Origin of the sequence: Streptomyces sp. NPDC059443 (assembly GCF_042750105.1) — a bacterium.
Classification (GTDB): domain Bacteria; phylum Actinomycetota; class Actinomycetes; order Streptomycetales; family Streptomycetaceae; genus Streptomyces.
Genome location: NZ_JBHYVM010000053.1, coordinates 20,916 through 46,535 on the forward strand (window position 1 = coordinate 20,916; position 25,620 = coordinate 46,535).

The 25,620-nt window shown below is 70.6% G+C and carries 19 protein-coding genes; 7 read left to right on the forward strand and 12 right to left on the reverse strand.

Translation table 11 applies throughout. The annotated features are described in order from the left end of the window. The first annotated feature begins 5 nt into the window (after positions 1-5). From ACFXDJ_RS34125 to ACFXDJ_RS34140, 4 genes are all read left to right on the forward strand, one after another. Positions 6-1,295 (forward strand): sugar ABC transporter permease, encoded by a 1,290-nt coding sequence (locus ACFXDJ_RS34125; RefSeq protein ID WP_384851206.1) that lies wholly within the window; start codon positions 6-8, stop codon positions 1,293-1,295. A 286-nt stretch (positions 1,296-1,581) separates the two neighbouring features. Beyond that, complete coding sequence (gene dxs / locus ACFXDJ_RS34130; protein ID WP_384652250.1) at positions 1,582-3,498, forward strand: 1-deoxy-D-xylulose-5-phosphate synthase; 1,917 nt, start codon at positions 1,582-1,584, stop codon at positions 3,496-3,498. A 106-nt stretch (positions 3,499-3,604) separates the two neighbouring features. Next, positions 3,605-5,119, forward strand: coding sequence for an amino acid permease (locus tag ACFXDJ_RS34135; protein WP_384652248.1), 1,515 nt, complete (start codon positions 3,605-3,607; stop codon positions 5,117-5,119). Between the two features lie 25 nt (positions 5,120-5,144). Beyond that, the gene (locus tag ACFXDJ_RS34140; RefSeq protein ID WP_384652246.1) at positions 5,145-5,663 is read left to right on the forward strand and encodes a GNAT family N-acetyltransferase; all 519 of its coding nucleotides are present in this window, start codon (positions 5,145-5,147) and stop codon (positions 5,661-5,663) included. Between the two features lie 64 nt (positions 5,664-5,727). Here ACFXDJ_RS34140 and ACFXDJ_RS34145 read toward each other — a convergent pair whose 3' ends face one another. Then, entirely contained in the window at positions 5,728-6,795 is a 1,068-nt protein-coding gene (locus ACFXDJ_RS34145; protein WP_384652244.1) for an LCP family protein, read from the reverse strand. Between the two features lie 128 nt (positions 6,796-6,923). On the opposite strand from ACFXDJ_RS34145, the gene ACFXDJ_RS34150 reads away from it, so the two are divergent. Beyond that, complete coding sequence (locus ACFXDJ_RS34150) at positions 6,924-8,084, forward strand: hypothetical protein (RefSeq protein ID WP_384652242.1); 1,161 nt, start codon at positions 6,924-6,926, stop codon at positions 8,082-8,084. A 13-nt stretch (positions 8,085-8,097) separates the two neighbouring features. On the opposite strand, the gene ACFXDJ_RS34155 is transcribed toward ACFXDJ_RS34150, so the two are convergent. From ACFXDJ_RS34155 to ACFXDJ_RS34190, 8 genes are all read right to left on the reverse strand, one after another. Further along, the gene (locus ACFXDJ_RS34155) at positions 8,098-9,699 is read right to left on the reverse strand and encodes a glycosyltransferase family 2 protein (RefSeq protein ID WP_384851200.1); all 1,602 of its coding nucleotides are present in this window, start codon (positions 9,697-9,699) and stop codon (positions 8,098-8,100) included. A gap of 13 nt (positions 9,700-9,712) precedes the next feature. Then, positions 9,713-10,519 carry an Ig-like domain-containing protein gene (locus ACFXDJ_RS34160; RefSeq protein WP_384652238.1) on the reverse strand — a complete coding sequence of 269 codons (807 nt, stop codon included), beginning with the start codon at positions 10,517-10,519 and terminating at the stop codon, positions 9,713-9,715. Next, a complete protein-coding gene (locus ACFXDJ_RS34165; protein ID WP_384851202.1) occupies positions 10,516-11,331 on the reverse strand; it encodes a rhamnogalacturonan acetylesterase in 816 nt (271 codons plus the stop codon). The genes ACFXDJ_RS34160 and ACFXDJ_RS34165 overlap by 4 nt, the downstream gene beginning before the upstream one ends. Before the next feature lie 2 nt (positions 11,332-11,333). Continuing rightward, positions 11,334-12,839, reverse strand: a complete 1,506-nt coding sequence (locus ACFXDJ_RS34170) for an SDR family NAD(P)-dependent oxidoreductase (protein ID WP_384660116.1) — start codon at positions 12,837-12,839, stop codon at positions 11,334-11,336. Between the two features lie 69 nt (positions 12,840-12,908). Beyond that, entirely contained in the window at positions 12,909-14,903 is a 1,995-nt protein-coding gene (locus ACFXDJ_RS34175) for a hypothetical protein (RefSeq protein WP_384660114.1), read from the reverse strand. A 159-nt stretch (positions 14,904-15,062) separates the two neighbouring features. Beyond that, entirely contained in the window at positions 15,063-16,106 is a 1,044-nt protein-coding gene (locus ACFXDJ_RS34180; RefSeq protein WP_384660111.1) for a signaling protein, read from the reverse strand. Positions 16,107-16,255: 149 nt separating this feature from the next. Further along, positions 16,256-18,394 (reverse strand): 3-hydroxyacyl-CoA dehydrogenase NAD-binding domain-containing protein, encoded by a 2,139-nt coding sequence (locus tag ACFXDJ_RS34185; protein ID WP_384660108.1) that lies wholly within the window; start codon positions 18,392-18,394, stop codon positions 16,256-16,258. Continuing rightward, positions 18,391-19,614, reverse strand: coding sequence for an acetyl-CoA C-acyltransferase (locus tag ACFXDJ_RS34190; protein ID WP_330299160.1), 1,224 nt, complete (start codon positions 19,612-19,614; stop codon positions 18,391-18,393). Before ACFXDJ_RS34190 ends, ACFXDJ_RS34185 begins: the two co-directional genes overlap by 4 nt. 326 nt (positions 19,615-19,940) lie before the next feature. On the opposite strand from ACFXDJ_RS34190, the gene ACFXDJ_RS34195 reads away from it, so the two are divergent. Further along, positions 19,941-21,116 (forward strand): alpha/beta fold hydrolase, encoded by a 1,176-nt coding sequence (locus ACFXDJ_RS34195; protein ID WP_384660105.1) that lies wholly within the window; start codon positions 19,941-19,943, stop codon positions 21,114-21,116. 34 nt (positions 21,117-21,150) lie between these two features. Here ACFXDJ_RS34195 and ACFXDJ_RS34200 read toward each other — a convergent pair whose 3' ends face one another. The 3 genes from ACFXDJ_RS34200 to ACFXDJ_RS34210 form a co-directional block, all read right to left on the reverse strand. Beyond that, complete coding sequence (locus ACFXDJ_RS34200; protein WP_384660102.1) at positions 21,151-22,467, reverse strand: HRDC domain-containing protein; 1,317 nt, start codon at positions 22,465-22,467, stop codon at positions 21,151-21,153. A 285-nt stretch (positions 22,468-22,752) separates the two neighbouring features. After that, positions 22,753-23,415 (reverse strand): response regulator transcription factor, encoded by a 663-nt coding sequence (locus ACFXDJ_RS34205; RefSeq protein WP_214956508.1) that lies wholly within the window; start codon positions 23,413-23,415, stop codon positions 22,753-22,755. Positions 23,416-23,743: 328 nt separating this feature from the next. Then, a complete protein-coding gene (locus tag ACFXDJ_RS34210; protein ID WP_384664147.1) occupies positions 23,744-24,406 on the reverse strand; it encodes a DUF3000 domain-containing protein in 663 nt (220 codons plus the stop codon). A gap of 91 nt (positions 24,407-24,497) precedes the next feature. Here ACFXDJ_RS34210 and hemE point away from each other — a divergent pair, with 91 nt between their 5' ends. Beyond that, positions 24,498-25,562 carry a uroporphyrinogen decarboxylase gene (gene hemE, locus ACFXDJ_RS34215; protein ID WP_384851204.1) on the forward strand — a complete coding sequence of 355 codons (1,065 nt, stop codon included), beginning with the start codon at positions 24,498-24,500 and terminating at the stop codon, positions 25,560-25,562. The last annotated feature ends 58 nt before the right edge of the window (positions 25,563-25,620 follow it).

Sequence of the window (25,620 nt, forward strand, 5' to 3'; positions counted from 1 at the left end):
GTCCACTGGGCAAGGTCCCGGCAGGCCAGGCGCAGCACATCGACCCGGTGAACCCGGCCGCCGCGCACGACGCCATTCCGGCCGTCGACCCCCGGCTGCTCGTTCGCGAACAGGGCCTCGCCGGGTACGTGAGCGAGTTCGGCCGCAAGCTCAAGTCCGGCGACCTGGGCTCCGTACCCGTCGTCCTCGGCCTGATCATCATCTGGAGCATCTTCCAGAGCCTGAACTCGAACTTCCTCGGCCCCGAGAACCTCACCAACATCGCGATCACGATGACGGCCACCGGCATGATGGCCGTCGGCATCATCTTTGTGCTGCTGCTCGGCGAGATCGACCTCTCGGTCGGTTCCGTCAGCGGGGTCTCCGGCGCGATAGTCGCCGTCCTCGCGGTCACCCACGGGGTCAACGAATGGCTCGCCATCGGCGCGGCCGTCGCCGGAGGCGCCCTGATCGGCTCGCTCCACGGCTTCTTCTTCGCCAAGATCGGTGCCCCGGCCTTCGCCGTCACCCTTTCGGGCCTGCTCTTCTGGTCCGGCGCGATGCTGCAGATCCTCGGCAGCAACGGCACGGTCAACATCGACTCCGAGGGCGTGGTCGGGAAGCTGACCACGTACTTCTTCTCGGACGTGGCCGTCGGCTACGGGCTCGCCGCCGTCGCCGTGGCCGGGTACTTCCTCGCCACGTTCTTCGACGCCCGCCGCCGCGAGGTCGCCGGGGTCCCCTCCCGTCCGCTCGGCGAGATCGTGCTGCGCACCGGGCTCCTCGCGGTGTTCACCTTCGGCCCCGCGGTCGTGTTCAACCAGTACAAGGGCCTGCCGCTCGCGGTGGTGCTCTTCCTGCTGGCCCTGGTCGCCACGGACTTCGTCCTGCGGCGCACCACCTTCGGCCGCCAGGTCTTCGCCCTCGGCGGCAGCGTCGAGGCCTCCCGGCGCGCCGGCATCAACGTCAACCGGGTCCGGATCACGGTCTTCGCGATCGCCGGCACCTTCGCGGCGATCGGCGGCCTCTTCTGGGCCTCCAAGATCGCGGCGGCCAACCAGAGCGCCGGCGCCGGCGACCTCCTGATGAACGTCATCGCGGCGGCCGTCATCGGCGGCACCAGCCTCTTCGGCGGCCGCGGCCGGACCTGGAACGCGCTCCTCGGCGTCATGGTCATCACGTCCATCCAGTACGGTCTGGCCCTGGAGGGAATCGCGACGCCGATCCAGTACATGATCACCGGCGCCGTGCTGCTCGCCACCGTGGTGATCGACTCGGTCACCCGGAAGACGCAGAAGACGGCCGGCCGCGCCTGACCGGTCCGGCGGTGGTCACCGCCCGACCGGTCGAGCGGTAAGAATCAAGCGGTAAGAAGCGGTAAGAACCGTCACAGTGCCCGGTGCCACCCCGTGTGGCGCCGGGCACGTGTGCGTGTGTGCGTATGTACATCTGTACGGGTATACGCCCGTTTGGTGGGTGTGACTTCGTGGCGGGGTGTACAGGTATGACAAAGGTGTGACCCGACCGGGACCGCCCGATGATGCCCGCCGCGAGCGGAACATTAGACTCGACAGACCAGCAAGCAACTGCAAGGAGGCACGGGTGCTGCTGACCCGCATCAAGGGACCGCGCGATCTGGACCGGCTCAGCCAGGAGGAGCTCGACCAGCTCGCCGCCGAGATCAGGTCCTTCCTCGTCGACGCCGTCTCCAAGACCGGCGGGCACCTCGGCCCCAACCTCGGTGTGGTCGAGCTGACGATCGCCCTGCACCGGGTCTTCGACTCGCCGAAGGACAAGGTCCTCTTCGACACCGGCCACCAGGCCTACGTCCACAAGCTGCTCACCGGCCGCCAGGACTTCGCCGGCCTGCGCACCAAGGGCGGCCTCTCCGGCTACCCCTCGCGCGCCGAGTCCGAGCACGACGTGATCGAGAACTCGCACGCCTCCACCGTGCTGGGCTGGGCCGACGGCATCGCCAAGGCCAACGAGGTGCTCGGCAAGGAGGACCACCACGTCGCCGCGGTCATCGGCGACGGCGCCCTCACCGGCGGTATGGCCTGGGAGGCGCTGAACAACATCGCCGCCGCCAAGGACCGCCCCCTGGTGATCGTCGTCAACGACAACGAGCGCTCGTACGGCCCCACCATCGGCGGCCTCGCCAACCACCTGGCCACCCTGCGCACCACGGACGGCTACGAGCGCTTCCTGGCCCGCGGCAAGGACATCCTGGAGCGCACCCCGGTCGTCGGGAAGCCGCTCTACGAGACCCTGCACGGCGCCAAGAAGGGCCTCAAGGACTTCATCGCCCCGCAGGGCATGTTCGAGGACCTGGGCCTGAAGTACATCGGGCCCATCGACGGCCACGACATCGAGGCCCTGGAATCCGCCCTGCAGCGTGCCAAGCGCTTCAGCGGACCGGTCATCGTGCACTGCCTCACCCAGAAGGGCCGGGGCTACGAGCCGGCCGTCCAGGACGAGGCGGACCGCTTCCACGCGGTCGGCGTGATCCACCCGGACACCGGTCTTCCGGTCACCACCGACGCCGCCAGCTGGACCTCCGTCTTCGCCGACGAGATGGTCAAGCTCGGCCGGGACCGCAAGGACATCGTCGCGATCACCGCGGCCATGCTCCAGCCGGTCGGCCTGAAGAAGTTCGCCGACGCCTACCCGGACCGCATCTTCGACGTGGGCATCGCCGAGCAGCACGGCGCCACCTCGGCGGCGGGCCTGGCCACGGCCGGCGCCCACCCGGTCTTCGCGGTGTACGCGACCTTCCTCAACCGCGCCTTCGACCAGGTCCTGATGGACGTGGCCCTGCACAAGTGCGGGGTCACCTTCGTCCTGGACCGGGCCGGTGTCACCGGCACCGACGGCGCCTCCCACAACGGCATGTGGGACATGTCCATCCTCCAGGTCGTCCCGGGCCTGCGCCTGGCCGCCCCGCGCGACGCCGAGCAGCTGCGCGCCCAGCTGAACGAGGCCGTGCTGGTCAAGGACGCGCCGACCGTCGTGCGCTTCTCCAAGGGCGTCGTCGGCCCGGCCGTCCCGGCCGTCGGCAGGATCGGCGGCATGGACGTCCTGCGCACCCCGGCCCCCGAGGTCACCCGGCCGGACGTACTGCTCGTCTCGGTCGGCGCACTGGCCCCGATGTGCCTGGAGATCGCCGACCTCCTCGACAAGCAGGGCATCTCCACCACCGTGGTCGACCCCCGCTGGGTCAAGCCGGTGGACGAGGCCCTGGCCCCGCTGGCCGACCGCCACCGCGTGGTCGTCACCGTCGAGGACAACAGCCGCGCGGGCGGCGTGGGCTCCGCCGTCTCGCAGGCGCTGCGGGACGCGGGTGTCGACGTACCGCTGCGCGACTTCGGCATCCCGCAGCGTTTCCTGGACCACGCCACGCGCAAGGAGGTCATGGCCGAGATCGGCCTGACCGCCCCCGACATCGCGCGGCAGGTCACCGGTCTGGTGTCCAAGCTGGACGGGCGCTACGAGAGCGAGCCGGCGGCCACCGTCGACTGATCGCTCCGACCGATTCGTGCGGTTGCACGCGACGGGCCGGGAGGGTCACCCTTGAAGGGTGGCCGACCCGGCCCTTTCGCTACGCCCACCGTTCGGAGGTGCGTCGGTGAGTTCGGATCTGAACAGCCCCTTCCGTACCAAGTCGGTCGAACAGTCCATCCTCGACACGCAGGAGCCGGAACACGCGCTCAAGAAGTCGCTGTCCGCCTGGGACCTGACCGTCTTCGGTGTCGGCGTCATCATCGGCACCGGCATCTTCGTCCTCACGGGCAAGGTCGCCAAGGAGAGTGCCGGACCCGCCACCGCCCTCGCGTTCGTGGCCGCCGGCGTGGTGTGCGCGCTGGCCGCCCTCTGCTACGCCGAGTTCGCCTCGACCGTGCCGGTCGCGGGGTCCGCGTACACCTTCTCGTATGCCTCGATCGGCGAGCTTCCGGCCTGGATCATCGGCTGGGACCTGGTGCTGGAGTTCGCGCTCGGCACCGCGGTCGTCGCCGTCGGCTGGTCGGGCTACGTCCGCTCGCTGATGGACAACGCCGGCATCCACCTGCCGGCCGGCCTCCAGGGCCCCGACGTTCCGGGCGGCACCTTCGACCTGCTCGCCTTCATCCTGGTCCTGGTCCTCACGGCGATCCTCGTCATCGGGGTGAAGCTGTCGGCCCGGATCACCGCGGTCGTCGTCGCGATCAAGGTCACGGTGGTGCTCATCGTGATCATCGCCGGCGCGTTCTTCATCAACAGCGCCAACTACCACCCCTTCATCCCGCCGGCCGAGCCCCAGCCGGGCGGCTCCGGACTGAGCGCCCCGCTCGTCCAGCTGATCTTCGGCTACCAGCCCACCAACTTCGGAGTCATGGGCATCTTCACCGCGGCCTCCGTGGTCTTCTTCGCCTTCATCGGCTTCGACGTGGTGGCCACCGCCGCCGAGGAGACCAAGCTGCCGCAGAAGGACATGCCGCGCGGCATCATCGGCTCGCTGGTCATCTGCACCGTGCTCTACGTGGCGGTCTCGATCGTGGTCACCGGCATGGAGAACTACCGGAAGCTGTCCACCAGCGCCCCGCTGGCCGACGCCTTCAAATCCGCCGGGCATCCGATCTACGGAGGCATCATCAGCTTCGGCGCGGCCGTGGGCCTGACCACCGTGTGCATGATCCTGCTGCTGGGCCAGACCAGGGTGTTCTTCGCGATGAGCCGCGACGGACTGCTGCCGCGGTTCTTCTCGCGGACCCACCCGAAGTTCCGTACGCCCTACCGGCCGACGATCCTGCTCGGCGGGATCATCGCGGTCGTCGCCGGATTCACCAGCATCAACGAACTGGCGACCCTGGTGAACATCGGCACGCTCTTCGCCTTCGTGGTCGTGGCCCTCGGCGTGATGGTCCTGCGCCGCACCCGGCCCGACCTGCACCGGTCCTTCCGCACCCCGTGGGTGCCGCTCGTCCCCGTCCTGTCGATCGCCGCTTCGGTCTGGCTGATGCTCAACCTGCCGGCCGAGACCTGGCTGCGGTTCGGGATCTGGATGGTGATCGGCTTCTTCGTCTACTTCCTGTACGGGAAGAAGCACAGCCGGCTGGGGCGCGGCGAGGGCATGACGGCGAACCCGGCCCGCGAGGGCCGCTGAGCACCGCGACCCCTATGGTGGCGGCATGGAGATCACGATAGCCCTGGAGCCCTGGGCGGAAGACGACTTCTGGCTGCTGCTGCGCAAGAACGAGCCGGCCATGACGGAGCACCTCGGGGGTCCGGAAACCGAGGCCAAGCTGGAGGAACGGCACCGGCGTTACCTGGCTCTGAGCGCCCGGGAGCCGGCGGCCGGACGGATGTTCCGGGTCGTCGCCGACGGCGAGAGCGTGGGCAGCACCGGTTTCTGGGAGCGGGTCTGGCAGGACGAGGAGGTCTACGAGGCCGGCTGGGGGATCCTCCCCGAGTTCCAGGGGCGGGGGCTCGCGGCCAAGGCCGCCCGTGCGCTCATCGCCCACGCGGGCGTCCACGGCACCCGCCGTCACCTGCACGCCTTCCCCTCCGTCGACCACGCGGCCTCCGGCGCGGTCTGCCGAGCGGCCGGCTTCGTACTCCTGGGCGAGGTCGAGTTCGAGTACCCGCCGGGGCAGTGGCACGCGAGCGGGAACTGGCGCGCGGTGCTCGGCGGAGCCGAAGGAGTCTAGGAACAGCGCGGTCCCGGAGCCCGTGAAGGCTCCGGGACCGTGTCGCGCGGGTGTGCGCCGGGGCTCAGCCGCCGGTGGCGGGGGACTTCTTGGCCGCGGCCGGGATCGGCTGGTCGTTGCGCAGGGCCTCCCACAACTGGCCGGCCTGTGGCTCCGCGACGATGACGCGGTTGGGGTCCACCTTGTCGTAGGCGACCGGCATCATGATCGTCTCCATGGTGTCCGGGTCCACGCCCTTCATGCTCTGGGCGAAGTCGGCCAGGCCCTTGAGGGAGCCGAGGTCGGAGTCGGTGGTCAGCGACTTGGTGCCGGCGTCGGCGAGCTTGTAGAGCCGGGCCGGGTTGCCGAGGGCGTCCTGCTTCTTGATCTCGGCCAGCATCGCCATCATGAACTGCTGCTGCAGGCCTATTCGTCCGAGGTCGCTGCCGTCGCCGTAGCCGTAGCGCGTGCGCACGAACTTGAGCGAGTCCGTGCCGTCGAGGCGGTGCGTGCCGGCGTCCAGCTGCAGGCCGCCCTTGCCGCCGCTGATCGGCTTGTCGATGGTGATGCTCACCCCGCCGAGCGCGTCCACCAGGTCCTTGAACCCGGCGAAGTCCACCTCGACGAAGTGGTCCACGCGGATGCCCGACATCTGCTCGACGGTCTTGACCACACAGGCCGGGCCGGCGATCGAGTAGACGGAGTTGAACATGACCCGGTTCGCGGTCTTGACCGTCTTGCCGTCGCCGTCCTTGCACTCGGGCCGGGTGACGAGGGTGTCGCGGGGGATGCTCACCGCGGTGGCCTTCTTGCGGCCCTCGGGGATGTGCACGAGCATCGCGGTGTCCGAGCGGGCCCCGCTGACATCGCCGTGGTCGAGGTCGGCGTTGGCTCCGGCGCGCGAGTCCGAGCCGAGGACCAGGACGTTCTGCGCGTTGGGAGCCACCTTCGCCGGGCGGTTGTCGACACCGATCGCCTGGTCCAGGTCGACGCTGTCGATGTTGCCGTTGAGGTGGCTGTACGCCCACCAGCCGACGCCGCCGCCCGCGAGGACGAGGACCGTCAGGGCCAGCAGCACGATCCGAAGGACGCGCCTGCCGCGCCTCGGCCGACGCCGGTCTGAGCGGGAGGGAGCCGGGGACTGGTCGGTCATGGGGGCAGCGTCCTTCTGTTATTGATGGGGTGCATCATAAGACATACTTTCTAGTGGCTGAATTCATTGGGGTGAATTACCCCCCGCTCGCACGGCGGACAGCACTCGTCGGAAGGGTGGAAAGCGGTGTGAACCGAGGCAAGGGTGGTGGCCGGGCCTCCTATCCCGCTCGCGGGACCAGGGATTCCGGCTCCGGTGGACCGGACCCCTCGTGGTCCTCGCCCCCGTCCGGGAACTGGCTGTTCCAGGGAACCGACGGCCGCCTGACGGCCTACGCCTCCGGGCCGCGCGGCCTCCTGCGCTGGACCGAGGCACCCGCCCCCTTCACCGGCTGGACGGGCCCCGAGACCTTCGAAGTCCCCGGCTGGACCGGCCCCGTGGCCATGGCGCAGAGCCGCGAGGGGTACGTGCACTTCGTGGCCGCGACGCAGGCGCCGGACGGCTCGGGCGCCACGGAGATATCCGTGGCCACCCAGTTCCAGTCCGGCCGCGGCATCACCGAATGGCACCGCCTCGGCACCCCCGCCGTATCCGGCGGCCCCGCCGGCGACGGCCTGGCCGGCCCGCCGCGCATCGCCGTCAACCAGAACTCCGGCTCCACGCACGTCATCGTCTCCCTGCGGTACGGCGGCATCCTGCGCCGCAGCCGCAACGAGGCGGGCGTGTGGGGTGGCTGGAAACAGCTGTCCCCGCAGTCCTACGAGGGCCACGTGACCCCGCTGATGCCCGCCGGCGGCCCACTGGAGCTGCTCGCCCTCGGACCGGCCGGCGGTGACCGCTGGACGGGCATCAGCGGGGGCCGGTTCCAGCTCGCCGACCGCGTCTCCTCGCCCGTGGTCCCCGGCAGCCCGGCCGTCTGCGAGACGGGCCCGCGCAGGGTGACGTACTTCTGGCGCTACCCGGGTGACGACTCGCTGGTCGCCTGGCGGGCGGCCGGGCCGGGCATCCAGGGAGGCCTGATGGGCCTCGGCGGCGCCGGGGGCCGGGGCGCGCCGGGCGTGGTCCGGGCCTTCATCGGCGGCTACGACTGCACGGTGATCGCGCAGACCGGCGCGGACGGCGGCGTCGAACTCACCGCCTACGTCACCGAGAACGAGGGCTACGGCACCTGGTGGGCCCCCCTCGGAGGCCGCGGCGCCGAGGCGCCCCAGGTGGCCGTCGACCCGGCCGGCCGCATCGTCGTGGCCGCCTTCGACGAGGACGGCGCACTGGTCGTCGCCCGCCAGGACACCACCCGGGAGGGCCTGGCGTTCGGCCCCTGGCACACCGCGGGCCGAGCCGGGGGCTGAGCCGGCCTAGGGGTCAGGAACCGCCCGGCAGCGGTGTGCGCTGGGCGACCTCGATGCTGAGACCGCCGGACTGCTCGTAGTAGGGGGTGGCGACCAGCTCCATCCCCGGGGCACCGGGCACCGGCGCGATCCGTACCGGCATCCGGGCCGTCGTGTCGACGTCGGCGGAGCGCCGGGGGCCGAGCCGCACCTCCCGGGTCACCCCCTCGAAGCCGACCGCGAGGTACAGGTCCCAGACGCCCGGCGGGACCGGCCAGCCGCCGGAGGTCTGCGCCAGGTTGACCCGGGTGGAGAAGCGGCCCATCGCCCGGGGGTTGCCCTTGGCGTTCTTCAACGTCTCGTCGCGGCGGGCGGTCACGGAGAAGCTCTCCGACGCGCCGCTGACGCGCTCCCGCAGCACCAGCCGGGTGGCGCGGTCCTTCGTCGACAGCTGCTCGAAGAAGCCGAAGCCGTCCAGGAGCAGCGTCGGCCCGTCCCAGCTCATCTTCTGTAGCTGGTGGGTGACCGTCATGTCGCCCGTGATGTCGAACAGTTCGTCGGGCAGCCCGACCTGCGGATCGCGGAAGAACGGCAGCGTCGTGTACACCCTGCCGTTCTCGACCGTCTTGCGTACGCCGGGTCGGTCCTTGTCGGCTTCGAAGGCGGCCATCCGCTCCGCCTCGGCGAAGCGGCCCAGCGCCAGCAGCGCGAAGCGCACCGCCACCATGCGCGGCAGCAGCGCCAGCGCCCCGGGGGAGACCTGGGTGCGCAGCACCTCGGCCGCGGCCCACAGGGTCTGCTCCCGCTCGGCCGGGTCGACGGCGGTCAGCAGCGCGGTGGAGGTCGCCTTGCCCAGCTCCACCTCCAGGTGCCGGGAGTGCAGCCGGTCGCGGCGCGGTCCCTCCGGCAGCCGCGAGCTGACGAGCGCCAGCAGCCGCGAGACCAGGGCGACCCGGTCGGTCAGGGGCACCTCCGGCGTCTTCGCGGGGCCCTTGACGACGCAGGTCGCGCTGCCGATCACCGAGACGTTGTCGGCCGCCATGTACGCGGCCGCGGTGAACACCTGGTCGTCGCCGATCCGCAGATCGGTCGGGAAGGCCAGGCCGCGCCGCTGCAGGAGACTGGTGCGGAACAGCTTGTCCGGGGTCAGCGACCAGTAGGCGCGCGAGGCGTACACGTCGGTGTAGGCCTGGTCCTTGCGGAACATGGCCGTCGCGACCGTGTGCCGGCCCGAGCTCTCCAGCTTCCCGAGCACGATGTCGGCCTCGTACGCGTCGGCCGCCGCGACCATCCGCTCCAGCGCGTCGGGCGCCAGCCGGTCCGCGGCCTCCAGGAAGATGACGTAGCGTCCGGTGACCTGGCTGAGCGCCCAGTTGCGGGCCCCCGCCGGGCTCAGTCCGCGCGAGAGGTGCCCGACGCGCAGCAGCGCGGGGTACTGGTGGGCCGCGCGGGCCAGGAGCTCCCCGCTCTCGTCCGTAGAACCGTCGTCGACGGCGATGACCTCCAGCCGGTCGGTCCCGATCGACTGGGCGAGGAGGGAGGACAGACAGGCTTCGAGCACCCCGCCCTGGTCGCAGACCCGCAGTGCGACCGTCACGTCCTTGACGCCGGCGGCGAACCCTGCTGCTTCGTTCATGTTCGGTCGGTCCTCATCGGTTCCGCGCGGAGGGGCCGGGCCGCGGCCACGGCATCTCCCCGCTGAGCTCGGGCCACTGCCAGGGGCGGAAGGCGACGTCCGCCGTGTGCTGCGGAAACACGCCGGGGGCGTGCGCGGTCGACCCCACGAAGACGTTCACGTGCGAGGTCAGCTTCGCCGCCGCGGGGGTGACCACCTCGTAGTCGAAGCGGTCGTAGCCGGTGAAGCCGGGGGAGGGCGTGTAGGTGACCCAGCCGTCGTGCGACAGCTGGGTGTCGCCGCCCCGTGGCTGCGCCACCGAGACGGCCCTGCTGCCCACGGGGGCCGCCGACAGCACGTTCACCGTGCACGGCCGGCCCGGCTCGGTCAGGGCGCGCAGACTCCGGGCGGCCGGCGGACGCAGCACCAGCGCCGCGTCGGCCAGCTTGCCCGTCCGCACGAGCTTGCGGCCGCTCGCGTCGGGGACGCCCACCACCATCTGGGGCCGGAGCAGGGGCGCGGTCACCGAGTCGTGGACCCGCAGGTGCACGACGCCCGTGACGGTCTCGCCGGCCTCGGCCCGGGCCCGGAACCAGCCCTGGCGGGGGAAGAACTCCAGCCCCTCCACGGCGAGGATGTCGGCCACCGCGGTGAGCGGCGCCCCCGGCAGGTACGCGCAGCCGCGCGAGGCGCCGCGGTCGGGCATCACGGACAGGGCGAGCTGAAACGTCTCGCCGGTCGCGACGCCGTGCCGCGGGTCGGCCGAGCTGTACAGGGCCGCGTAGACCGCGCCCAGCGAAGGGTCGTTGCCGAGGGCCTGGCCCCTGCACAGGAGATTCACGCGCCGGACTCCTCAGACCGCATGGAAACACGGGACTTGGTGCGATGGGCGAAGGTCTCCTCGTCCAGCCAGCCCATCTCCTCGTAACCGAACGAGCGGCGGTCGAGGTCCCGGCCCCAGTGGGACGGGATGACGCCCTGTTCGAGCATGCTGCGGGCGACGAACCGGGCGCACTCGATCGCGCCCTCGGCCCGCAGATGGACGTTGTCCCCGTCCTGGATGTTCTGCTGGAGGGGCTCACCGGGCCGCAAGTACGTGAAGACGCGCTTGGACGCCTCGGGCCCGAGCTCCTCCCACCACCGCACGCTCTGGCCGTACAGGTCGACGACCGGCACGTGCTCGTCCTCGGCCAGCTGCCGGGCCGCGAGCGGGTAGTCGCCCAGGAAGCGGGCCACGTTGCCGTGGCGGTCGATGCGCCGGCGTTCGTACGGCAGCAGGATCACCGGGTGGCCCTGCCGCGCGCGCACGCCGTGCACGTAGGCGGCCAGCTGCTCCTGGAACGTGGAGAACGGATCGGTGTGCAGACCCGGGTCCGGCTTCCAGTCGATCTGACCGAAGCCGAACACCAGGTAGTCGCCCGGCTCCATGCTGTCCAGGATCCACTGGAGCCGCCCGCGCTCGCGGAAGCTCTTCGAGCTCGCGCGGGCGCGGGCGCAGTTGACGACCTCGACCGCGTCGGTGAGGAAGAGCGGCAGCGCCTGTGCCCAGCCCGCCATCGGCAGGTAGCTGTAGGGCCGGTCGACCGCGATGGAGTCACCCGCCACGAAGATCCTGTGGCGGGTGCCGCGCTGCTGCCCGGGTGCGTAGGTCATGCCTAGAGTTCCTGCTCCTCTGTGGACTGGACCAGAACCGAGGCCAGCGCCGCCTCGAACGCGGAGCGCTGCGCCGCGTTCGTGGTCGGGTCCTGCTTGCGCACGTCGATGACGTGGCCGGTCATCTCCGACAGCAGGACGTCCAGGGAGGTCAGGGCCACCGCCTCGGAGGTCAGCAGGGAGTCCGTGGGCTCCTGGCCGAAGGCCTTGGTCCGCATCGGGGTGGCCGTGCGCTCCGGGTTCACGCAGTTGACGCGGATGTGGTCCTCGGCCCATTCGTCGGCGAGGGCCTGGGTCAGGTTGACCATGGCGGCCTTCGTCGAGGAGTACAGGCTGTACTTGGCACGGCCGCGGGTGTAGCTGCTGGAGGTGAACAGCAGCAGCTGGCCCTCGGTCTCGCTCAGGTACTTGTACGCGGTCCGCGCGATGTTGACGGGGGCGAGGTAGTTGACTTCGAGCGCCTCGCGGATCGTTTCGTTGTCGGTCTCGGCGAGGCGCCCGACGCGCAGCACGCCGGCGGTGTTGACGACGAAGTCGATGCGGCCGGTCTCGGCGTAGGCCGCGGCCATCGCCTCCTCGATGTGGTCGAGGTTCTCCACGTGGGTGCCGGTCGTGGAGCGGCCCAGGGGGAAGACGCGGGCCCCGAAGCCCTCGGCGATGCGCGCGATGTCCGCGCCGATGCCGTACGAGCCGCCGAACACGATCATGGTCTTGCCGGCCAGCTGCTCGCGGTAGGCGGCCTCGCCGGCCTGCGCGGGGGCGGCGTGGGAGGCCAGCTGGAAGAGCTTGTCGGCGATGAAGACGTCGACCGGCTGGGTGACCTTCATGTTGTACTCGTCGCCCGTGACCACGTGGACCGGGACGTCGGGCAGGTACTTGACCACCACGGAGCAGTCGTCGGTCGCCTGGAAGAACGGGTCCGAGGCGGCCCGCTCGTACGCGGCCCGGATGGTGGAGAGCCTGAAGCCCTGCGGGGTCTGGCCGCGGCGCAGCCGGGAGCGGTCGGGCACCTCGGTGATGAACTCGCCGTCGTCGCCGTGGGTCCGCGTCACGATGACGGTGTCGGAGGACGGGATGGCGACGTCGACGGCCAGGTAGCGCTCCAGGGACTCGACGCACTCGCGGACCACGCGCTGCGAGAGCAGCGGGCGCACCGCGTCGTGGAAGAGGAGGTTGCAGTCCCCGCCCTCGCCCAGTCCCTCGGCGGCGGCGCGGATGGCGATGCGGGTGGTCTCGCTGCGGGTGGCACCGCCGGCCAGCACCCGGGTGACCTTGTTCAGCCCGGCCCGCTCGACGATGCGCCGCGCGTCCTCCACGTAGTCGGGGGTCATGAGGAGGATGACCTCGTCGACGTCCGGCGCCGTCTCGAAGACGTGAAGGGTGTGCTCCAGGATCGGCTTCCCGGCGATCTTGAGCAACTGCTTCGGTATCTCAAGCCCGATGCGCTGGCCAGTGCCCCCGGCGAGAACGACGGCGATGGTACGGCGGGGAGTGGGGCTGGACGACACGGTCGCCTTCTTCCTGAGCTGAACGGGCCATGGCGGTGGAGAGCGTCGGGCGGAGTGCGGAGCCGCCGGTCATGCGAGGTGGTGCGCCCCGTCGGGCTCTTCGATGGGGAAGTCGAGGAGCCCGCGCCGGTAAAGGTTGTTCGCGGCGGCGTCGAAGCGGACGATCGAGGGCGGGTACTCCTCGCCCAGGAGGTACTCCTTGAGCTGCTCCCGGTAGGGCGCCATGAAGTCCTCGGCCGGTTTCAGCATCGCCTCGATGGCCTGGGTCAGACCGTCGCAGTCGGCGTCCAGGAGGTACGAGGCGTACGCGGTGCGCTGCTCGTTGCGGAACTCCTGGTCGGGCAGGCCGTCGAGGTTGAAGATCGCGTACGGCTTCAGGGTGGCGATGAAGTCGGACACGACGCTCGACATGTCGCCGATCAGCAGGTCGGAATGGTTGAAGCAGTCGTACAGGCTCGGGATCCGCTCGGTCACCACGTGGTGCGCGCCCTCGGGAATCGCGCTCCAGTACAGTGCTCCGGCCTGGTTGCGGCTCCGCCGGATGCGGGCGGTCCGCTCCTCTTCGGTGAGGTCCGGGTACTTGGAGCGGACACCGCGCTCGGAGAGGTCCGCGATGCGCTGGTCGATCCGGGCCAGCTTCTTGGCCGCGGCCTTGGAGTCGGTGACCTTGCGGCCGAAGCGCCGGGCGTTGTCCTCTTCGAGGAGGGCGATGACGCGCCGGTGCGCGGCGGCGGCCTCGGCGGAACGCGAGCCGGTGAGCGGGTGCGGCTTGTAGATGATTCGGATGTCGAGCTCGTGGTCGAGCAGGGCCTTGATCAGCTTCTCGCCGGCGGGGATGACCGAGGTGTAGCAGGAGTCGTCGGTCCAGCCCTCCCAAGTGGGGGCGTAGATGACGGTGGGCACGGGGTTGGTGGCCTTGCCGGTCCAGCGCTGGAGGGGCATCAGCTGGGGGCGGCCGACCTCGACGATCTGGTTGTGCGTGACGGCGTGCTTGATGCGCTCGTAGCGGTCGCGTCCGGCGCGGCCGGCCACCCAGATCTCGTCGAAGACCTTGCTGACGCGGTTGCTGCTGGCGAGCTTGTCGCTGTCTCCGTGGCCGATGAAGACGTGCTTGACCTCGGCGCGCTGGAGCATGTGCACGTTCTTGCCCGCGTTGCCGGGGTAGAGGGCCACACGTAGTTCGTTCATCTCTATACGTGCGAGATTGTCCGCTTTCGGGACGCAGATCACCGGCACGGACGTCGCGTCGAGGTAGCGCAGGGTGGCCCGCTCGCGCAGCACGATGATGGGCCGCAGCTCCAGCGACTCCAGGGACTCCAGCCACATGTTGACCTGGTACATGAAGTCTTTGGAGATGGCGGCGAAGGTGAAGTAGAGCGCTACCTGAGGGCGGTATTCGGCCAGCTGGAGGTTGAGCTCGTCCAGGGCCTCGTCGTGGGTGGGCAGCTTGAGCGCGTTGCGCGCGTCGGGCACCAGCACCAGCAGGGAGAGGTACGCGAGGAAGACGGTGGCGATCATGCCGTACGTGACGAAGCGCCAGTTGTCCGTCTCGATGGTGGCGAGGGCGCCGCCCACCAGCGGGATGTCCAGGTGCAGGGTCTTGCGCACGTGCTTGTCCACCAGGAACGGGTGCGGCATGCGGCGGATGCCGAGTGCTTCCAGGTCCAGTCCGCGGGTGGTGAAGGGCAGATCGTTGCGCTGCTTGCGCACGTGCTTGAGGAGCGCGCCGTACGCGAGCTGGAGCACGAAGAGGAGGAGCAGGCCGATGGTCGTCATCTGCGCCACGAACGACTCGATGTTGGCGATGGCCCCGCACAGACCCAGCAGCAGGAACTGCCGTATGAGGAAGCGCATGGTCAGGCCGAAGCGCGAGTCGCGCAGCCGGACCAGGGTGGTCGAATCGGTGTTGTGGAGCAGCAGGTCGGCCAGGTAGCTGGCGGCCGCGCAGTAGGCGAACAGCGTGACGGACGTCAGTGCGACGGCCACCATCATGCCGAGGAAGCTGAGGATGAGCGCAGAAGTGATCAGTACGCCATTGGTGGCGTGCAGTCTGCTCGAGCCCATCGTTGGGAGCCTCTCCCATGGAGGTATAAGGATTCTGCTGGAGTGTCGGAGTAGTATAAGCAGCCAAATGGATGGCTTAAGAACGTCGGGTGAACCTCAGGTCAAGGATTTCTGGGGCGTGTCGCAAGTGGTGACCTTGGCCCTCGGGATTGGGGTCCTTCAGGGGGCGAAGCCGTACACCGTCAGCTCTCTCGCGTCCCTGGACTTTACGGAAAACCCCACGCACAAAGCCGGGCCCGGCCCCGTCGTGCTGACCGCGATTCCCTCCGGCTCCCGGTAGGGGAGGTGTCGCGCCACCGTTACGAGGTGGCGGCCCTGGGCCTCGCCCGTGCGGACGTCAATTGCGGACACATAGGTATTGCCGTCCGATTTGGGTGGGTTATCGCCGTTCTTTCCGGTGTACGGCTCGCCGGTCAGTACGTAGACGAAGTCGCCGTGCAGCGCGCAGCCCTGGAACCACTCCTCTTCCCTTACCTGCACGCCGGCTTCGAGGGTGTGCGCGGCCTCGAAGCGGCCCGCCAGGAAGTCCGTCATCCCGTACACCGAGAACCGGTGCTCCTCCCCTTCCTGGTGGCTCACCAGGACCCGGCCGCCGGCCAGGTCGAGCGCGGGGGAGACCTCGGAGGAACCCGGGACCGGGTCGTAGTGGGCCACGGTCGGGTCGTCGCCGTCGAGCAGGGCGCCGTCCCTGAAGAGGACGCGGGCCACCGAGCGGCCGTAGCCGCTTTCGGGGTCGGGCTTGCTCTCCACCCATATGAGCGTGGACTTGCCCACGGGCTCGACGCCGAAGGAAATGCCGTGTCCGAAGCCGCGCAGATACATGTGGCCGAGCGGCTCCCCGGAACTGCTCATCCGGGTCAGGCACATATCGCCCGCCGCCTTGCGGTCGGCGGAACTGGCCGGCTCCTTCTCGCCGTCGAGCCGCAGGCCGCCCTGAATACCCTGAAGGGTGTAGATCATTCCCTTTGAGTCGTCGAACGCGAACGACTGCGGCCCGGTGGTGTTGAAAAGCGGCGAAGGCGCCAGCCGTTCGGCGGCCGTCCGCATGTCGAACACTCCGGCCATCGGCGGAGAGTCGTCTTCGGGAGAGCCGGTCTCGGTACGGAGCTTCCAGCCGAGGCCGCCCACGGCCACCCCGGCGGCCACCGTACCGCCCGCGAACAGGAGGGTCCGGCGGCTGAAAGGTGCTCTGGTGCCCGCCACGCCGATATTCTGCCAGCCCTTCGAAGACGGTTCGGACCCGGCTCCCTCCGTCCCCCGGCGGCGGCGCGCCGCCCGAAACGGCGGGCGCCCGCCCCCCGGTGAGGGGGACGGGCGCCCGGAGCGCGTCGGCATCATCGCGCGCGGAGACCTCAGACCGGGACGCTGGCCAGGCCCGGAGCCAGGAACTTCTTGCCGTTCACGCGCTCCGAGACACCCTCGCGGTCCAGGTACGGCGTGACGCCGCCCAGGTGGAAGGGCCAGCCGGCGCCCGTGATGAGGCAGAGGTCGATGTCCTGGGCCTCGGCCACGACACCCTCCTCCAGCATCAGGCCGATCTCCTGCGCCACCGCGTCCAGGACGCGGTCGCGGACCTGCTCCTCGGTCAGGACGACATCGCCCTGGACGAGGAGGGCGGCGACCTCGGGGTCGAGCTCCGGCTTGAAGCCGTTCTCGGCGTTGTAGACGTAGAAGCCGCGCTTGCCGGCCTTGACCACGGCCGCCAGGTTCGCCGAGACGGTGAAGCGCTCCGGGAAGGCGCGGTTCAGGGTCTCGGAAACGTGCAGACCGATCGCCGGGCCCACGAGCTCCAGCAGCACCAGCGGGGACATCGGCAGGCCGAGCGGCTCGATGGCCTTCTCGGCGGTGACCACCGGGGTGCCCTCGTCGATGACGTTCTGGATCTCGCCCATGAAGCGGGTCAGGATGCGGTTCACGACGAACGCCGGGGCGTCCTTGGTGAGGACCGCGGTCTTCTTCAGCTTGCGCGCGACGCCGAAGGCCGTGGCCAGCGAGGCGTCGTCGGTCTGCTCACCGCGGACGATCTCCAGCAGCGGGAGGATCGCGACCGGGTTGAAGAAGTGGAAGCCGACCACGCGCTCCGGGTGCTGGAGCTTGGAGGCCATCTCCGACACCGACAGCGAGGAGGTGTTGGTGGCGAGGATCGCGTGCGCCGGGGCGACCGCCTCGACCTCCGCGAACACCTTCTGCTTGACCGACATCTCCTCGAACACGGCCTCGATGATGAAGTCCGCGTCCGCGAAGCCCTCGGCCTTGTCCAGGACGCCCGTCACCAGGGCGGTCAGGCGGTTCGCCTTGTCCTGGTTGATGCGGCCCTTGCCCAGCAGCTTCTCGATCTCGGCGTGGACGTAGCCCACACCCTTGTCCACGCGCTCCTGGTCGATGTCGGTGAGGACCACCGGCACCTCCAGGCGGCGCAGGAACAGCAGCGCCAGCTGCGAGGCCATCAGGCCCGCGCCGACGACGCCGACCTTGGTGACCGGACGGGCCAGCGACTTGTCCGGAGCACCGGCCGGGCGCTTGGCGCGCTTCTGGACCAGGTTGAAGGCGTAGATCCCGGAGCGCAGTTCGCCGCCCATGATGAGGTCGGCCAGGGCCGCGTCCTCGGCGTCGAAGCCCTTCTGGAGGTCGCCGTCCTTGGCGGCCTCGATGATCTCCAGCGCGCGGTAGGCGGCCGGGGCCGCGCCGTGCACCTTGGAGTCCGCGATGGCACGGCCGCGGGCGACCGCCGCGTCCCAGCCCTCGCCGCGGTCGATCTCGGGACGGGAGACCTCGGTGGTGCCGTTCAGCACGCCGGCGGTCCACAGGAGCGACTGCTCCAGGAAGTCGGCACCCTCGAACAGCGCGTCGGCGATGCCGAGCTCGAAGACCTGCTTGCCCTTGAGCTGGCGGTTCTGGTTCAGCGAGTTCTCGATGATCACCGAGACCGCGCGGTCCGCGCCGATCAGGTTCGGCAGCAGGGCGCAGCCGCCCCAGCCGGGAACCAGGCCGAGGAAGACCTCGGGCAGGGAGAACGCCGGGATGGCCTTGGAGACGGTGCGGTAGGTGCAGTGCAGACCGACCTCGACACCGCCGCCCATCGCCGCGCCGTTGTAGTACGCGAAGGTGGGGACGGCCAGCGCCGCGAGGCGCTTGAAGACGTCGTGGCCGCCCTTGCCGACGGCGAGCGCCTCGTCGTGCTTCTTCAGCAGCTCGACACCCTTGAGGTCGGCGCCGACCGCGAAGATGAACGGCTTGCCGGTGATGCCCGCGCCGACGATGGAACCGGCCGTGGCCTCCTGCTCGACCTGGTCGATCGCCGCGTTCAGGTTGGCGAGGGACTGCGGGCCGAAGGTGGTCGGCTTGGTGTGGTCCAGGCCGTTGTCCAGCGTGACGAGCGCGAAGCGCCCGGCGCCGAACGGCAGGTCCAGGTGGCGCACGTGCGCCTGGGTGACGACCTCGTCCGGGAACAGCTCGGCCGCGCCCTTCAGGAGCTCAGTGGTGGTGCTCACTTGGACTCTCCCTCGGTGAAGTGCGGGTTCTCCCAGATGACCGTGGCGCCCATGCCGAAGCCGACGCACATGGTGGTCAGGCCGTAGCGGACCTCGGGCTGCTCCTCGAACTGGCGGGCCAGCTGAGTCATCAGGCGCACGCCGGAGGAGGCGAGCGGGTGGCCGAAGGCGATGGCGCCGCCGTACTGGTTCACGCGGGCGTCGTCATCGGCGATGCCGTAGTGCTCCAGGAAGGCCAGCACCTGCACGGCGAAGGCCTCGTTGACCTCGAAGAGGCCTATGTCCTCGATCGTCAGACCGGCCTGCGCGAGGGCCTTCTCGGTGGCCGGGATCGGGCCGTAGCCCATGACCTCCGGCTCGACACCCGCGAAGGAGTACGCGACCAGGCGCATCTTGACCGGGAGGTTGTTCGCGCGGGCGAAGTCCTCGGAGGCGATGATCGCGGCGGTGGCACCGTCGTTGAGACCGGCGGCGTTGCCCGCGGTGACGTTGCCGTGGACCCGGAACGGGGTCTTGAGGCCCGCCAGGTTCTCCAGCGTGGTTCCCGGACGCATCGGCTCGTCGGAGGTGACCAGGCCCCAGCCGGTCTCGCCGGCCGCAGGGTTGGTGTTGCGCACCGAGATCGGGACCAGGTCCGCCTGGATCTTGCCGTCGGCGTACGCCTTGGCGGCCTTCTCCTGCGAGCGCACGGCGTACTCGTCGGCGCGGAGCTTGGTGATCGTCGGGTACCGGTCGTGCAGGTTCTCGGCGGTCATGCCCATGAACAGGGCGGACTCGTCGACCAGCTTCTCGGAGACGAAGCGCGGGTTCGGGTCCACGCCCTCACCCATGGGGTGGCGGCCCATGTGCTCGACACCGCCGGCGAGGGCGACGTCGTACGCACCGAAGGCCACGCCGCCCGCGACGGCGGTCACGGCGGTGAGCGCACCGGCGCACATGCGGTCGATGGAGTACCCGGGCACCGACTGCGGGAGCCCGGCGAGGATCCCGGCCGTACGGCCGAGGGTCAGCCCCTGGTCACCGATCTGCGTGGTGGCGGCGATGGCGACCTCGTCGATCTTCGCGGGGTCCAGTTCCGGGTTGCGGCGCAGCAGCTCCCGGATGGCCTTCACGACGAGATCGTCGGCGCGGGTCTCGTTGTAGATGCCCTTCGGGCCCGCCTTGCCGAACGGGGTGCGGACGCCGTCGACGAAGACGACGTCCCTGACGGTACGAGGCACGTTGGCTCTCCTCCAGGTGCGGGTGTGCACTGCTGCGCGGGGGCGTGCCCATTACTGAGCGCCCGCTCACCTCTCCATGCTACTTGCCAGTAACCGGCATGCACAGCCCTCCTGGAAGGAGCGGCGAAGGTCACACCGGCCCCGCACCGCGTGTGCCCCCTCGCGCCCCGCCGTGCGCCCGGCCGATCGGAGCGACCGGGGTTACTCGAACGGGTCGTACATCTGTCCCCACGGCCGCGTCGGCGCCGCAGGGCCCGCACCCTTGCGGATTCTGGCCCGGTCCCGGGCGCCCGCCCCGGACCCGACCGACGGAACGGACCACAGCGATGGCGGCCATCACCCCCAAGAACCACCTCGTGGACCACAAATCGACCATCCCGGCGAACGCCGGCGACCTCGTCCAGCTCTACGTACGGGAGTACAAGGGCACGCACACGGGCCATCCGCGCAGGCCCGTCCTGATGCTGCACGGCAGGAGCGTCCCGGCCATGGCGGGCTTCGACCTGCCCGTCGGGAAGTACAGCTGGGCCCAGGAGCTGGCGAAGGCGGACTTCGACGTCTTCGTGATGGAACTCCAGGGCTCCGGGCAGTCGACCCGCCCCATGATGGACGACCCGAGGAACGTCAACCCGGCACAGCAGAAGCTCCTCGTGCCCAACCCGAACGCGACGCTGTACACGGGTCCCCCGAACTATGCCGCCCAGCTGAACAACTCACAGAGCGACTGGGACGAGGTCGACAGCGTGGTCGACTACGTCCTCTCGGAGACCGGCGCCTCCAAGATCGACCTCATTGGCTGGTCGGCGGCCTCCCAGCAGCTCGGGCCCTACGCCATCCAGCATCCCGGCAAGGTCCGCAGCCTCTTCCTGCTGGCGCCGATCTTCCCGCCGAAGGGCAGGGCCAGCGCGCCGGGCACCGACTTCGACGCACCGGTGCCGCTGCCGGTGTCCACCCCGGCGGCGGCCTTCGGCTACCCGATGACCGTCAGTACGAAGGCCGGCCTGGAGGCGGCGTGGGCCAAGGACCTGAAGTGCCCGGGCCAGCGCGAGCCCGGCATGGTCGACGCGGTCTGGACGGCGATCATGGCCACCGACGCGGTGGGCGCCACCTGGGGCCCCGCTGTGGGCGGAGCCCCGGAGGGGCTGAACCGCGTCCGCAACTCGTACTGGTGGGGATGGAACTCCACCACCGTGCCGCTGCACGGGATCCTCGGCGGATCGGTGCCCGTGTGCCTCGTGTACGGGGAGCACGACTCGATCGTGAACACCGCGCCGGACCTGGGCCTGCTGTACTTCTCGGTCCCCGAGCTGTACAAGGCCATCCCCGGGCCGAACAAGCTGATGATCCGGATGGCCTGCATGGGGCACCAGGCACCCTGGGAGAGCCAGGCGAAGCAGCTGCACACCATGTCCGATCACTGGCTCAACCAGGGCAAGATCGAGGGTGCGACCAGTGGGAGCTACGCCAGGGACGAGGACGGGGTCCTCACTCCCCTGGAGTGAGGACCCCGCACACGCTTGCCGAGGACCGGCCGCGTCAGTCGGTCTCGGGCAGGGGCTCTGCCGAAGGCTCCGGCAGGGTCGTGGCCAGGGCCGCGACCAGGGCGTCCGTCACCAGTTCGATCTGCCACGGGCGGGCCCCGTAGCCCGCCAGGGCCTCGGCCACCTCGTCGGCCTCCGGCCGCAGCGGCGGCTCCCAGCACAGCCGGCGGACCGTGTCGGGGGTGATCAGGTTCTCCTGCGGCAGGTTCAGACCCTCCGCGAGCGCCGACACGGCCGTGCGCGCGGCCGCCAGCCGGGCGGCGGCCAACGGGTCCTTGTCCGCCCAGGAGCGCGGCGGCGGCGGACCGGCCGGGGTCGCGCCCGGCTGCGGCAGCTCGCTCTCGGGCAGGGCCTTCGCCCGCTCCACGGCGGCCATCCACTGGTCCAGCTGGCGGCGGCCCATGCGCTGCCCGTAGCCGGGCAGGGCGGAGAGGGCCTGCGCGTTCAGCGGCATGGCCAGGGCGGCCTCGACGATCGCCGCGTCACCGAGCACCTTGCCCGGTGAGACGTCCCGCCGCTGCGCGATCCGGTCGCGGGACTCCCACAGCTCCCGCACGACGGCCATCTGCCGGCGCCGGCGCACCTTGTGCATGCCGGACGTACGGCGCCACGGGTCCTTGCGGGGAGGCGCGGGCGGCGCCGCGGCGATGGCGTCGAACTCCTGGCGGGCCCATTCCAGCTTGCCCTGCCGGTCCAGCTCCTTCTCCAGCGCGTCGCGCAGGTCCACCAGCAGCTCCACGTCGAGCGCGGCGTAGCGGAGCCACGGCTCGGGGAGCGGACGGGTGGACCAGTCGACGGCGGAGTGCCCCTTCTCCAGCGTGTAGCCGAGGACGCTCTCCACCATCGCGCCGAGTCCGACGCGAGGGAAGCCGGCGAGGCGGCCGGCCAGCTCGGTGTCGAAGAGGGAGGTGGGCGCCATGCCTATTTCACGGAGGCACGGCAGGTCCTGGGTGGCGGCGTGCAGGATCCACTCGGTGCCGGACAGGGCTTCGCCCAGGGCGGAGAGGTCGGGGCAGCCCACCGGGTCGATCAGCGCGGAGCCCGCGCCTTCGCGGCGTAGCTGTACGAGGTAGGCGCGCTGGCCGTAGCGGTAGCCGGAGGCGCGCTCGGCGTCGACCGCGACGGGGCCGGTGCCCGCGGCGAAGGCCGCGACCACCTCGGCGAGCGCCTCGGCGTCGGCGACCACCGGGGGGATGCCCTCACGCGGTTCGAGCAGGGGAACGGGCAGCCCATCGGACGAAACCTCGTCGTCCGGGGGGCCGCCCCCGGTGGTGGTGCGCAGGTCTGCTGCGGTTTCTTGGGCGTCGGTCACCGGTCAAGGGTATCCGTGGATACGACGCGCCCCGGGGCCCGAACGTTGCGCGGCCGGCGGGCGGGGGGAGGGTGGGGGGGTTGCCCGGGGTTTAGGGGGGTGGGCGCGGGGGCGCCCGGGGGGTTGGGGGTGTTGGGGGGCGGGGGGTGTGTCTCTTGTTTGTTCGTGTTTTCCGCCCCCCGCGGGGGTGGCGGGGGCGGCGCCGGGGGCGCGAGGGGGAAGTGTGGGCGTTTCCCCGGGTTTTCCGGGCGTTGGCCCGGGGTCCTCCGGGGGGTATCGGCGGGGTCAGTGGATGATCCCGGTGCGCAGGGCGACGGCGACCATCCCGGCCCGGTCGCCGGTGCCCAGCTTGCGGGCGATCCGGGCGAGGTGGGACTTGACGGTCAGGGCGGACAGGCCCATCGAGACGCCGATGGCCTTGTTGGACTGGCCCTCCGCGACGAGGCGCAGGACCTCGACCTCGCGGCCGGAGAGCTCTCGGTAGCCGCCCGGGTGGCTCGGGGCACCCGGGGGGCGGCGGTGCATACGGGCGGCGGCAGCGCCGATGGGGGCGGCGCCGGGCCGGGAAGGGAGCCCGATGTTGGTCCGGGTGCCGGTGACGACGTAGCCCTTCACTCCGCCCGCGAGGGCGTTGCGTACGGCGCCGATGTCGTCGGCGGCGGACAGGGCCAGGCCGTTCGGCCACCCGGCGGCGCGGGTCTCGGAGAGCAGGGTGAGACCGGAACCGTCGGGCAGGTGTACGTCGGCCACGCAGATGTCGCGCGGGCTGCCGATGCGTGGACGGGCCTCCGCGATGGACGACGCCTCGATCACGTCGCGTACTCCGAGGGCCCACAAATGGCGGGTCACGGTGGAACGCACGCGCGGGTCGGCCACGACGACCATGGCCGTCGGCTTGTTCGGGCGGTAGGCGACCAGGCTTGCGGGCTGCTCGAGAAGAACGGACACCTAGGCCTCCTGGGGGGAGTGGCGGGACGGCCGGCTCGGGGAAGAGGAGCCGGTGCGAACCGTGCGGATGGTCACTGACTCCTTCGGCACGTCACCCGCCCGGCTTTAGGGAATGATCACGATTTGGTGAGTAACAATTCGGGCAATTCGGACGCATGATCGATCATAGGGTGATCAGAAGCCCGCAACGGGTGTCCCGTTCCGACACTCCGGTGCCGGTTTGGTCGCATCTGCGGGGGTGCCGGAGCGGGCCCGTGGGAGACGGGATGCCGGGGGCCCGTACGGCCGTGCGCGCACGGCCGTACGGGCCCCGTGGAGTCCTGCGGTCCTACCCCTGCGGGTGGTGCGGGCCGCGCCGCTGTGGCAGGGAGACCACACCGGTCACCGCCTCGGTCGGCCCGACCGGCGGCAGCCCCGCGATCTGGCACAGCAGTTCGCACCACGCCGCCAGGTGCGCCGAGGTGTCGGGCACCCCGCCCACTCCCTCGCGCGGCGTCCAGGACGCCCTGATCTCGATCTGTGTCGCCGGACGCCGCTCGCCGAGCCCGCCGAAGTAGTGCGAAGCGGCCATGGTCACGGTCCCGCTCGCCTCCCCGTACGTCAGCCCGCGCGCGTCCAGCGCCCCCGTCAGCCAGGACCAGCACACCTCCGGGAGGAGCGGGTCCACGGCCATCTCCGGCTCCAGTTCCGCCCGTACGAGCGTCACCAGCCGGAAGGTGCCCTGCCAGGCGTCGTGCCCGGCCGGGTCGTGCAGGAGGATGAGCCGGCCGTCGGCCAGATCCTCCTCCCCGTCCACTACCGCCGCCTCCAGTGCGTAGGCGTGCGGTGCCAGTCTCTGTGGCGGCTTCGTGGGGTCGATCTCGATCCCCGCCCGTAGCCTCGCTTTCTTCAAGCCGTCGACCGCCCGCCGGAACGGGAGCGGGACGGAGCTCTCCTTCGCGCTGTCCGTACCGTCAGCGCCATCTGAAAATCGTCCCTGAGCCGCAGCCATGCGGGGAAGACTAGGCGGAACGAGCGCCCGTACGGCGCAGGGACACCCGGGCAGGGCCGGGCACTTCGTCATACGTGCGAAGATTTGAGTCGTGAGCGCCAACGACCGCCCGACGGGCACGCCGAGCCAGACGTACGATTCCGCCTTCCTCAAGGCGTGCCGGCGCGAGCCGGTGCCGCACACCCCCGTGTGGTTCATGCGGCAGGCGGGTCGCTCGCTTCCCGAGTACCGCAAGGTCCGCGAGGGCACGCAGATGCTGGAATCCTGCATGCGGCCCGACCTGGTCACCGAGATCACGCTCCAGCCGGTGCGGCGCCACAACGTGGACGCGGCGATCTTCTTCTCCGACATCGTGGTCCCGCTGAAGGCCATCGGCATCGACCTGGACATCAAGCCGGGCATCGGCCCGGTCGTCGCCCAGCCGATCCGCCGCCGCGAGGACCTCGCACAGCTGCGCGACCTCACCCCGGAGGACGTCTCGTACGTCACCGAGGCGATCGGCATGCTCACGGGTGAACTGGGCTCCACGCCGTTGATCGGCTTCGCCGGCGCGCCTTTCACCCTCGCGAGCTACCTCGTCGAGGGCGGCCCGTCCAAGAACCACGAGCACACCAAGGCCCTCATGTACGGGGACCCGGAGCTCTGGGCCGACCTGCTGGACCGCCTCGCCGAGATCACCTCGGCCTTCCTCAAGGTCCAGATCGAGGCCGGCGCCTCGGCCGTCCAGCTCTTCGACTCCTGGGTCGGCGCGCTCGCCCCGGCGGACTACCGCCGCTCGGTGATGCCGGCGTCGGCGAAGGTCCTGGAGTCCGTGGCCTCGTACGGGGTCCCGCGCATCCACTTCGGCGTGGGCACGGGCGAGCTCCTCGGCCTGATGGGCGAGGCCGGTGCGGACGTCATGGGCGTCGACTACCGGGTCCCGCTGAACGAGGCCGTCAAGCGGGTCGGCCCCGGCAAGGCGCTCCAGGGGAACCTGGACCCGGCGGTCCTCTTCTCCACGGAGGCCGCTGTGCGCGCGAAGACGGACGAGGTCCTCGCCGCGGCGTCCGGCCTGGAGGGCCACATCTTCAACCTGGGCCACGGCGTCCTCCCGACGACCCCGCCGGACGCCCTGACCCGCCTGGTGGACTACGTCCACACGCAGACGCAGCGCTAGCCCCTGCGGGCCCGGGTGCGGGGGGCCGCCCCGGGATCTTTTTAAAAACAGTCGCAGC

What these genes read in the sequence shown, in the direction of transcription:
- ACFXDJ_RS34145 (WP_384652244.1), bottom strand. Translation starts at nt 6,795, where the DNA reads ATGACCGACCAGTCCCCGGCTCCCTCCCGCTCAGACCGGCGTCGGCCG.
- ACFXDJ_RS34175 (WP_384660114.1), bottom strand. Translation starts at nt 14,903, where the DNA reads ATGGGCTCGAGCAGACTGCACGCCACCAATGGCGTACTGATCACTTCT.
- ACFXDJ_RS34195 (WP_384660105.1), top strand. Translation starts at nt 19,941, where the DNA reads ATGGCGGCCATCACCCCCAAGAACCACCTCGTGGACCACAAATCGACC.
- ACFXDJ_RS34210 (WP_384664147.1), bottom strand. Translation starts at nt 24,406, where the DNA reads ATGGCTGCGGCTCAGGGACGATTTTCAGATGGCGCTGACGGTACGGAC.
- ACFXDJ_RS34165 (WP_384851202.1), bottom strand. Translation starts at nt 11,331, where the DNA reads ATGACCTACGCACCCGGGCAGCAGCGCGGCACCCGCCACAGGATCTTC.
- ACFXDJ_RS34140 (WP_384652246.1), top strand. Translation starts at nt 5,145, where the DNA reads ATGGAGATCACGATAGCCCTGGAGCCCTGGGCGGAAGACGACTTCTGG.
- ACFXDJ_RS34155 (WP_384851200.1), bottom strand. Translation starts at nt 9,699, where the DNA reads ATGAACGAAGCAGCAGGGTTCGCCGCCGGCGTCAAGGACGTGACGGTC.